10 protein-coding genes are annotated in these 8,926 nt (G+C 68.1%); all 10 read right to left on the bottom strand.

The features are described from left to right. Window positions 1-129: 129 nt before the first annotated feature. The gene (fliP, locus tag ABDJ85_RS07505) at window positions 130-879 is read right to left on the bottom strand and encodes a flagellar type III secretion system pore protein FliP (protein ID WP_347704150.1); all 750 of its coding nucleotides are present in this window, start codon (window positions 877-879) and stop codon (window positions 130-132) included. Continuing rightward, on the bottom strand, window positions 869-1,225 hold the full coding sequence (locus ABDJ85_RS07500; protein ID WP_347704149.1) for a FliO/MopB family protein: 357 nt from the start codon (window positions 1,223-1,225) through the stop codon (window positions 869-871). The genes fliP and ABDJ85_RS07500 overlap by 11 nt, the downstream gene beginning before the upstream one ends. 192 nt (window positions 1,226-1,417) lie before the next feature. Then, entirely contained in the window at window positions 1,418-1,882 is a 465-nt protein-coding gene (gene fliN / locus ABDJ85_RS07495) for a flagellar motor switch protein FliN (protein WP_347704148.1), read from the bottom strand. Further along, window positions 1,872-2,876 (bottom strand): flagellar motor switch protein FliM, encoded by a 1,005-nt coding sequence (gene fliM / locus ABDJ85_RS07490; RefSeq protein ID WP_347704147.1) that lies wholly within the window; start codon window positions 2,874-2,876, stop codon window positions 1,872-1,874. Before fliM ends, fliN begins: the two co-directional genes overlap by 11 nt. Window positions 2,877-2,941: 65 nt before the next feature. Further along, window positions 2,942-3,550 (bottom strand): flagellar basal body-associated FliL family protein, encoded by a 609-nt coding sequence (locus ABDJ85_RS07485; RefSeq protein ID WP_347704146.1) that lies wholly within the window; start codon window positions 3,548-3,550, stop codon window positions 2,942-2,944. A 136-nt stretch (window positions 3,551-3,686) separates the two neighbouring features. Then, complete coding sequence (locus ABDJ85_RS07480) at window positions 3,687-5,141, bottom strand: flagellar hook-length control protein FliK (protein WP_347704145.1); 1,455 nt, start codon at window positions 5,139-5,141, stop codon at window positions 3,687-3,689. A 4-nt stretch (window positions 5,142-5,145) separates the two neighbouring features. Continuing rightward, entirely contained in the window at window positions 5,146-5,613 is a 468-nt protein-coding gene (gene fliJ / locus ABDJ85_RS07475) for a flagellar export protein FliJ (protein WP_347704144.1), read from the bottom strand. Between the two features lie 56 nt (window positions 5,614-5,669). After that, the gene (gene fliI / locus ABDJ85_RS07470) at window positions 5,670-7,118 is read right to left on the bottom strand and encodes a flagellar protein export ATPase FliI (protein WP_347704143.1); all 1,449 of its coding nucleotides are present in this window, start codon (window positions 7,116-7,118) and stop codon (window positions 5,670-5,672) included. Further along, window positions 7,115-7,909: a FliH/SctL family protein gene (locus ABDJ85_RS07465; RefSeq protein ID WP_347704142.1), complete on the bottom strand. Its 795-nt coding sequence runs from the start codon at window positions 7,907-7,909 to the stop codon at window positions 7,115-7,117. Before ABDJ85_RS07465 ends, fliI begins: the two co-directional genes overlap by 4 nt. 12 nt (window positions 7,910-7,921) lie before the next feature. Then, complete coding sequence (gene fliG, locus ABDJ85_RS07460; RefSeq protein ID WP_347704141.1) at window positions 7,922-8,917, bottom strand: flagellar motor switch protein FliG; 996 nt, start codon at window positions 8,915-8,917, stop codon at window positions 7,922-7,924. Between the last annotated feature and the right edge of the window lie 9 nt (window positions 8,918-8,926).

Below are 8,926 nucleotides of genomic sequence, written 5' to 3'. Positions count from 1 at the left end.
TGACCAAAGCAGCCGCATCCAGCGTTGCAAATCCTCGCCGGGGTCTACCCCGGCTTGCGGTTTGCGCCTTGCCTGCGGCTGCTTTGGTCACAACGCGACCCATTTCCGTAGTGTTAACAGGCCCTACTCCTAGGCGAAGCTGGCGGCCAGTGAGCCGAGCAGCAGGTTCCAGCCGTCCGCCAGCACGAACAGCATCAGCTTGAAGGGCAGGGCGACGAGCACGGGCGACAGCATCATCATGCCCAGGCTCATCAGCACGCTGGCCACGATCATGTCGATGACCAGGAAGGGGATGAAGATCAGGAAGGCGATCTGGAACGCGCTCTTGAGCTCGCTCGTCACGAAGGCCGGCACCAATACCTTGAAGGGCACGTCCTCGGCCTTGACCTTGGCATCGAGCTTGGCGAGGCGGGCAAAGAGGGCAACGTCGCTCTGGCGGGTCTGCTTGAGCATCCAGCCGCGCATCGGCACCTCGGCGCGCTTGAGGGCTTCGTCAAACTGGATCTGGCCGGCGCTGTAGGGTTGCCAGGCATCGGCGTAGACCTTGTCCAGCGTCGGGCTCATCACGAAGAAGGTCAGGAAGAGCGACAGGCCGATGATGACCTGGTTGGGCGGTGCCGACTGCGTGCCCAGCGCCTGCCGCATCAGCGACAGCACGATGGCGATGCGCGTGAAGGCCGTCATCATGAGGAGCACCGCAGGCAGGAAGCCCAGCGCGGTGAAGAACAGCAAGGTCTGGATCGGCACCGAGTAGCTGGTGCCACCGGAGCCCTGGCCGATCAAGAGCGGCAGCGTGGCCGGCGGCGTGCTGCCACTGGCTTGCGCCAAGGCGCTGCCGGCCGTGAACAGCAGGGCCAAAGAGAGCCACTTAGCGCGCATCGGCGCCTCCGTCAGGCTTGCCGGCGAGCTTGCGGCCGAGCATCTGTGCAAAGGGCGTGAGCGCCGCACCGCTTGGCGGTTCGGCCTGCGGCGGCAAGGTATGCAGGGTTGAGATGCCTTGCGGCGTGGCACCCAGCACCAGCCACTGCCGGTCCTCGCCCTGGCCCACCTCAACAATCAGGATGCGCTGGTTGGTGGACAGCGGCAGGCTGCTCACCACGCGCAGCAAGCCGCCCATGCCAGCGCCGCCCATGGGCGTGCGCTTGAGCAGCCACAGCGCCAGCGGAATGACGGCCAGGATGGCCAGGAACCAGAGGAGGGAGACGAAGCCCGAGGAAGCGTTCATGCCTCGGCATTCTTCGCGTCAGCTTGAGCCCGCGAAGCGCCCAAGAAGGGGCGAAACCTGCGGCTATTTCGGGCAATCTAGGCCGCGGCGCTACCCAGCGGCCACGACTGATCCGGCTCCGCCGGTCAGTCCGTGGCGCCCCCTAGATTCCGTTCTCAGGGGGCTGGCGCAGCCAGCAGGGGGTGGGCCCGTTCATGCGCCCTTCGAGAGGCGACGCATACGCTCCGACGGCGTGACGATGTCCGTCAGTCGGATACCGAATTTGTCGTTCACCACCACCACTTCGCCCTGGGCGATCAGGTAGCCGTTGACGAGCACGTCCATGGGCTCGCCGGCCAGGGCGTCGAGTTCCACCACCGAGCCTTGGGCCAATTGCAGGATGTTCTTGATCGGGATGCGGGTGCGGCCCAGCTCCACCGTCAGCTGGACGGGGATATCCAGGATCAGGTTGATGTCGCCCTGCGCACCACTGGTGCCGGTGGGCGCGAAGTTGGTGAAGGTCGGTGTCGAGACCTGCTCCACCGGCGCGGCGATCTCGGTGGCGGCGGGCTCGGCGGGTGCGGAAGAGGCCTCGGCGAGCGCAGCCGCCCACTCGGCCGCCATCGCGTCCTGTTCGTCGTCGGCTGGGCCTTCGAAGGTGTCGTCGTCAGGTGTCATTGGTCGGGGCCAGCCAGCCTTGTTGGGGTCCGGTCAGCATCTTGTCGATCTTGAGGGCATAGCGCCCGTTGGACATGCCGTAGTTGCAGTCGAACACGGGCACGCCGTCCACCTTGGCCTGGATCATGGGCTCCAGGTCCAGTTCAATGAAGTCGCCCGGCTTGAAGGCGATCAGCTGCTCGATGGTCGCGGGCGCGGTGCCCAGTTCGGCCACCAGCTCCACTTGCGCGTCCTGGATCTGGTGCTTGAGCAGGTTGATCCAGCGCCGGTCGGGCTCGGAGGAGTCGCCCTGCGTCGTCGAGTAGAGGACGTCGCGGATCGGCTCCAGCGTCGAGTAGGGGATGCAGAAGTAGATCGAGCCGCTCGACTCGCCCACTTCCAGCGTGAAGGCGCACGAGACGACGATCTCGCTCGGCGTCGCGATGTTGGCGAACTGGGGCTGCATCTCCGAGCGCTGGTACTCCAGCTGCAGCGGGTAGATGCCCTTCCAGGCCTTTTCGTACTCGGCGGTGATGACCTCGACCAGGCGCAGGATCACGCGCTGCTCGGTGGGCGAGAAGTCCCGGCCTTCGATACGCGCGTGGAACTTGCCGATGCCGCCGAAGAGCGAGTCGATCACCGCGAAGACCAGCGTCGGGTCGCAAACGATCAGGCCGCTGCCGCGCAGGGGCTTGACCTGCACGATGTTGAAGTTGGTCGGCACCACGATTTCTCGAAGGAAGGCCGAGTACTTCTGCACCTTGATGCCGCTGATGGCGACTTCAGGGCTCTTGCGGATGAAGTTGAACAGCCCGACGCGGATGTTGCGCGCAAAGCGTTCGTTGATGATTTCCATCGTGGGCATGCGCCCACGGACGATCCGCTCCTGGCTGGCGAGGTTGTACTCGCGGATGCCACCTTCCTCGATCTCCTCCTGCTCCAGCTTCTGGCTCTCGCCAGTGATGCCTTGCAGCAGTGCATCGACTTCGTCTTGGGAAAGGATGCCCTGATTCATCGTGCGACCTCACAAGGCACGGCGCGCTCAGCGACAGGGTTGACGAAGGAGGACATGGTCGGGACTTATTGAACAATGAAGGACGAGAAATGCACGCCGGTGACCGGGCTGACGACGGCGGGCTTTTTCTTCTTCTTTTTCTTGGCGGGTTCGTCGCCGTGGCCGGTGTCGGCCTCTTCGTCCAGCTCGATGCCCAGCGGGCGCACGGCTTCGCGGTTGATCTCTTTGGCGAGTTGCAGCTTGCCCTCGCGGCTCAGCAGGTCGGCGGCGACCTTGTGCGACAGCAGCATCAGGATGTTGCCCCGGATGGCTGGCATATAGGCCTTGAGCTGGTCGGCGATCTTGGGGTCTTCGATCTCCAGGCTGATGCCGATCTGCGCAAAGCGGTCCACGTCCTTGTCCGCCAGGTTGACGGTGAAGGGGTCCAGCGGCACGAAGGTGGGCGGATGGTCCTTCTTGGCGTGGTCCTTCTTGGCCGGCTCTTCCTTGGCGGGCGTCGCGTCTTCGCCCTCTTCGCCGTCTTCGGCGGGGGGCTTTTTCTTGAGCAGGAAGAACGCAGCGGCGCCCCCGATCACCACCACCAGCAGGACGGCGGCGATCAGGATGATCAGTTTCTTCTTGCCTCCGCTCCCGGCAGCCGGGGGGGGCGCAGCTGCTGCTTCAGGGCCGGCCATAAGGACTCCTCAGCGGGTGCCCGCCAGAAGCGGGACACCTGAAATTTGCACCAATGATGCGGACCATTATGGGAGGCCCCTCTGAGGTAGAGCGGTCAATAAAGTTCGCTCGCGTGCGGCAATTTCCGCTCAAGCCTCAGGCAAATGTGTCGAGCAGGCCGCGCGGCGGCGCGACGCCACGGCGGCTGAGTGCGGCGGTGGCGACGTCGATGGCGTCCGGGGCGCTGCGGCTGCTGGTGCCGCGCACACCGGCGTTGCCGCTGCGGCGGCCTTCGTCGTCTGGGCTATCGGATGGGCTGCCCTGCTGGCTTTGCTGGAAGACGCCACCGCCCGCCAGCGTCAGCCCTTGCTCGCGCAGGGCGCCGGCCAGGTCGGGCAGGGCGCGCTCCAGGGCCTGGCGGGTGTCGGCCTGCGCGGCCTGGAAGGTGATCTCGGCCCGGCCCGCATCCACCACGATGTCGATCTGCACCGGGCCCATCTCGGCCGGGTTCAGCTCTAGTTGGGCGGTCTGCACGCCATCCACGGCCAGCAGGGTCACGCGCTCGGCCAGCTCAGGCGCAAAGGCGGCGCTGTGCACGGGGGCTTGCAGGGCAGGGCCGGTCTCGGCCGTTGCGGATGCGGGGCGCGCGTCCGCCACTGCTGCCGCAAAGCCGGCCGCCGGCACGCTGGACGCGTCGGCGCGGAAGGGGCCGGAGCCTGCCTCCGCAGGGTTGCCACGCGCCGGCATGGCCAGCAGTTGCTCGAAGGTCGGGCCCTGGGCGTCGCGCGAAGAGGCCTGGGTGGCCGTGGCGGTGCTGGCGCGGGTGTCGCTGGCGGTAGCTGCCGCCGAGCCTTGGGCGGCGGCACGGTTGGCGGCCAGCACGCCGGGGCTGCGGGCGGTGGTGCCGCGCGCCTTGGGTTCTGGGGTGGTGCTGGTGGCGTCGGTGGCCGCAGCGTCGGCGCCCAGCGGCTTGCGGCTGGTGGCGCGAGGGTCGGCGCCGGCGGCTTCGTTCGTGTCGGCCGTGGAGGCTGCAGGTGCCAGGGCCTGCTGCACAGCGGCGGCCAGCGGCAGATTGCGCAGCGCCTTGTCGCCAGCGTCAGCGGCTTGGGCCTCGGGCTTGGCCGCTTTGGCGGCGGGCAGCGAGACCTGGGCGGCAAGGCTGGGGTCGGCCGCTGCATCACTGGCCTTGCGCGCGTCGGCGCTGGCCGATTCGGCATCTCCGTCGGCGGCTTTGCTGGTGCTCGCGTCAGCGTCTGCCTCGGCGGCGGGCGGCGCGTCCGGCACCTTGGCCTTGGCGTCGGCGCTGCGGTCCAGGCCAGGCTGGCCGGCCTGTGCGGTGCGCTGGCGCTGGGCCAAGGCCCGGGCGGCGCGCACTTGGGCGGTGACGGTCTCGGACGGGCCTTGGGACTCCGCAGACGCGGCGGCCTCGTCCTCGGGTGTCGTGGGCTTGTCGCCGGCCTGGGTGGCAGCCTTGTCAGGTCCGTTGGCGTGGATGCCTTCGTTCAGGAACTGGGCGAAGGGCGGGGCGCCCGGCGGCTGGCCGGAGGAAGGCGCTGGCGGCTGTTGCGCGCCGGCGGACCGGTTGCTGAGGGAAACGGCAGGGTTCAGCATGGCATCAGTAGGTGAGGTGGGAGTGGGCCTGCTTGGCGTGCACGCGGGCCGCGAATTCGTCGGCGTGGCGTTGCTCCAGCCGCTGGGCGGCCTGGCGTTGCTCGGCCTGGCGGCGTTCGATGAGCTTTTGGATGCCGGCCACGCGCAGCTCGGCGGCCAGCAGGCGCTGGCGGGCTTGCTCGACGCGCGAGTCGGCATGGCTGCTGACGTGGTGCTGGCTGTGGACGGCTTGGTCCAGCCGCTGGCCGAAGGACTGGTAGCAGCCCACGATGTCCATCGCGGCAGCCTGGCTGGTGAAGCTGCTCGTCCAGCGTTGCTGGAACTCTTGCCGGTAGCTGGTCAGCTGCTCGTGCTGGTGGCGGGCGTTGTTGGCCTGTGCCAGCGCGCCTTGCAGGGCCTGGGCGGCCTCGTCACGCTCGGCGGCTGCACGCTCCAGCAGCAGGGTCAACACTTGCAAATTGGGGGCCGACATGCGCGCACTCCGGTTCCAGCCTCATCCGCCATCCTTCGGCAGATTCAGCGCCAACTTCAGGTGCCGTGGACCAGGCTTTGCAACTGTTTCGTCGATTCGTGAAGTCCTGCCGGACTGTGCATGTCCTGCTGCAGGAGTCGGTTCATGTCGGCGTGCAGTCGCACGGCCAGATCGAGTTCGGGGTCGCTGCCAGGGGCATAGGCCCCGAGCTGGATCAGGTCACGGGCTTTGTTGAATTTGGCCAGTAACTGCCTGAAGCGACGCGCGGAATCGAGCTGGTTTTGCGGCGCAACACTGGGCATCACACGCGAGATCGAACGCTCGACGTCGATGGCTGGGTAGTGCCCGGCCTCGGCCAGCTCGCGCGAGAGCACGATGTGGCCGTCGAGGATGCCGCGTGCGGCGTCGGCAATCGGGTCCTGCGGGTCATCGCCCTCGGTCAGCACCGTGTAGAAGGCGGTGATGGAGCCCTCGCCGGCCTGGCCGTTGCCGCTGCGCTCGACGAGCTGGGGCAGCTTGGCAAAGCAAGACGGTGGGTAGCCCTTGGTAGCCGGCGGCTCGCCAATGGCCAGGGCGATCTCGCGCTGGGCCATCGCGTAGCGGGTCAGCGAGTCCATCAAGAGCAGCACATGGCGGCCTTGGTCGCGGAAGTGCTCGGCAATGGCGGTGGCGTAGTGCGCGCCTTGCAGGCGCATCAGCGGCGGCGAGTCGGCCGGCGCGGCCACGACGACGGAGCGCGCCAGGCCTTCGCTGCCGAGGATGTCCTCGATGAACTCCTTGACCTCGCGGCCGCGCTCGCCGATGAGGCCAACCACGATCACATCGGCCTGGGTGTAGCGCGCCATCATCCCGAGCAGCACCGACTTGCCCACGCCCGTGCCGGCAAAGAGCCCGAGGCGCTGGCCACGGCCCACGGTGAGCAGGGCATTGATGGCCCGCACGCCGGTGTCGAGCGGCGTGCGCACCGGGTCGCGGTCCATGGCGTTGATGGGGCGGCGCAGCATGGGCTCGGTGTGCACGTGCTCCAGCGGGCCGCTGCGGTCCAGCGGGTGGCCGTGCGGGTCCACCACGCGGCCGAGCAGGCCGTCGCCCATGGGCAGGTGGGAGCCGCGGTCCTCGCCACGGCGCCAGCGCTGCAGCGGGCGGCCCAGCTGCGGCGGCAGCGGCGGCAGGGTGCGTGGCACCACGGTGGCGCCGCTGGCCAGGCCTTGCACTTCGTCGGTGGGCATCAGGTAGGCGCGGTCACCCGAGAAGCCGACGACCTCGGCGTTCACCGGCGGCAGGCCGCGTTGGGGCGCCGAGCCGCTGGACGGCATCTGGATGCGGCAGACCGAGCCCAGCGGCACACGCAGGCCGGTGGCTTCGAGCACCAGGCCGGCCACGCGCACCAGCTTGCCCTGGCACTCCAGCGGCTGGGCGGTGTTGGCGCCGACGGCGGCTTCGAGGTCAGACAGGTATTGCTGCCAGCGCTCGCTGCGGTCGGCTTGCGTGGGCTCGGCGCTCATTCGGCCTCGCTGCGGCGGTCTTCCCACAGGTCGGACTGGCCCAGGGCAGCCACGGCCTGCTGCCAGCGCGTGGCGAGGCTGGCATCGACGCTGGCGATGTCGGCGTCCACCTTCACGCCACCGCGTGCGATCTCGGGGTCGGGCAGCAGCAGGGCCTGGCGGGCGGCGAATTCCTCGCCCAGGCCTTGCTGGACGAGGGCCAGGTCGTCGGGGTGGACGCGCACGCGCACCTGGCGGGCCGAGGTCTGCAGGGCCTCGACGGCATCGTGCGCCACGCGGGCGATCAGCTCGGGCCGCGTGGCCAGCTCGCTGCGCACCACCTGGCGGGCGAGCTCGACGGCGATGCGCGCCACGCTCTGGGCCATGTCTTCTTCGAGTGCGCGGAACTCGGCGTCGAAGTTGCCAGCGATGGCGCCGATCTGGGCCGACATCTGCTGGGCAAAGCTCTGCTTGAAGGCGTCGAGCGCTGCCATGCCGTCGCGGTAGCCGTCCTGGTAGCCAGTCTGCCGGGCCTCGTGCAATTGCTCGTGCAGGCTGGGCTCGGGCGGCGCTGCCGGAGGCGGCGGGGGGGCAGCTTGGGTAGCTCGGGCGGCCGGGGCGGCGGCCTCAGCGGCGCTGCCCGAGCTGCGTAGGGGCGCAAAGCCACTGGCCTCAGCTTCGCCCAGCAGGCTGGGGTTCCAGGTGCGCACGCCTTGCAGCTCTTCGCCGGGGATGAAGCGCGAGTAGGTGGCGCGCCGCTCTTCACTGCGCCGCTCGGGCGGAGGGACTTGCCTTGGAGGCTGTCGGACCACGATGAGCGCCTATCAGATGAACTGATCGTCGCCGCCGGTGGCGAGCACGATCTGGCCTTCGTCGACCAGACGGCGGACGATCTTGAGCATTTCCTTTTGCTCGGCCTCAACCTCGGACAGACGCACGGGGCCGCGGGATTCGAGGTCTTCGCGCAGGGTCTCGGCGGCGCGGGTGGACATGTTGCGGAAGATCTTCTCGCGCAGCTCGGGCGAGGCGCCCTTGAGCGCCAGCACCAGGGCTTCGGACTGCACTTCCTTGAGCACGGCCTGCATGCCCTTGTCGTCGATCTTGTTGAGATCGTCGAAAGTGAACATGTTGTCCATGATCTTCTGGGCCAGGTCGGCATCGGCCTCGCGGATGTAGTCGAGCGTCGAGGCCTCGACGCTGGAGCCCATCAGGTTGATGATTTCAGCTGCCGTCTTGGCGCCGCCCAGCGAGGTCTTCTTCATGCGCTCGCCCCCGGCCAGGATCTGGCTCATGACCTCGTTGAGGTCCTTGAGCGCCGTGGGCTGGATGCCGTCGAGCGTGGCGATACGGATCAAGACCTCGTTGCGGTTGCGCTCGCTGAAGAGCTTGAGCACCGAACTGGACTGGTCGTGGTCGAGGTGGGCCAGGATGGTGGCAATGATCTGCGGGTGCTCATTGCGGATCAGCTCGGCCACCGAGGCCGCGTCCATCCACTTCAGGCTTTCGATGGAGGAGACGTCGCTGCCTTGCAGGATGCGGTCGAGCAGCAGGTTGGCCTTGTCTTCGCCCAGCGCCTTGCGCAGCACCGAGCGGACGTACTCGTCGGTGTCCTGCACCAGGGTGCTTTGCTCCAGCGCGACGGACTCGAAGCGCGTCAGCGCGCCGTCCACCTGCTCGCGGCGCACGACCTTGAGCTTGGCCATGGTCTCACCCAGGGCCTGCACTTCCTTGGGAGAGAGGTGCTTGAAGACCTCGGAGGCTTCTTCCTCCCCGAGGGACATCAACAGGATGGCGGCCTGTTCAACACCTTTGTCGTCCATCGCTCGGCT

Source organism: Roseateles paludis, assembly GCF_039872745.1.
Lineage (GTDB): Bacteria > Pseudomonadota > Gammaproteobacteria > Burkholderiales > Burkholderiaceae_C > Pelomonas > Pelomonas paludis.
The sequence above is the reverse complement of the archived record's forward strand: the minus strand, read 5'-3'. Positions and strand labels throughout refer to the sequence as shown.

Coding starts and splice junctions, on each gene's coding strand:
- ABDJ85_RS07485 (WP_347704146.1), bottom strand. CDS start 3,550: ATGGCCGGCCCTGAAGCAGCAGCTGCGCCCCCCCCGGCTGCCGGGAGC.
- fliN (WP_347704148.1), bottom strand. CDS start 1,882: ATGACACCTGACGACGACACCTTCGAAGGCCCAGCCGACGACGAACAG.
- fliG (WP_347704141.1), bottom strand. CDS start 8,917: ATGGACGACAAAGGTGTTGAACAGGCCGCCATCCTGTTGATGTCCCTC.
- ABDJ85_RS07500 (WP_347704149.1), bottom strand. CDS start 1,225: ATGAACGCTTCCTCGGGCTTCGTCTCCCTCCTCTGGTTCCTGGCCATC.
- ABDJ85_RS07480 (WP_347704145.1), bottom strand. CDS start 5,141: ATGCTGAACCCTGCCGTTTCCCTCAGCAACCGGTCCGCCGGCGCGCAA.
- fliP (WP_347704150.1), bottom strand. CDS start 879: ATGCGCGCTAAGTGGCTCTCTTTGGCCCTGCTGTTCACGGCCGGCAGC.
- fliM (WP_347704147.1), bottom strand. CDS start 2,876: ATGAATCAGGGCATCCTTTCCCAAGACGAAGTCGATGCACTGCTGCAA.
- fliI (WP_347704143.1), bottom strand. CDS start 7,118: ATGAGCGCCGAGCCCACGCAAGCCGACCGCAGCGAGCGCTGGCAGCAA.
- fliJ (WP_347704144.1), bottom strand. CDS start 5,613: ATGTCGGCCCCCAATTTGCAAGTGTTGACCCTGCTGCTGGAGCGTGCA.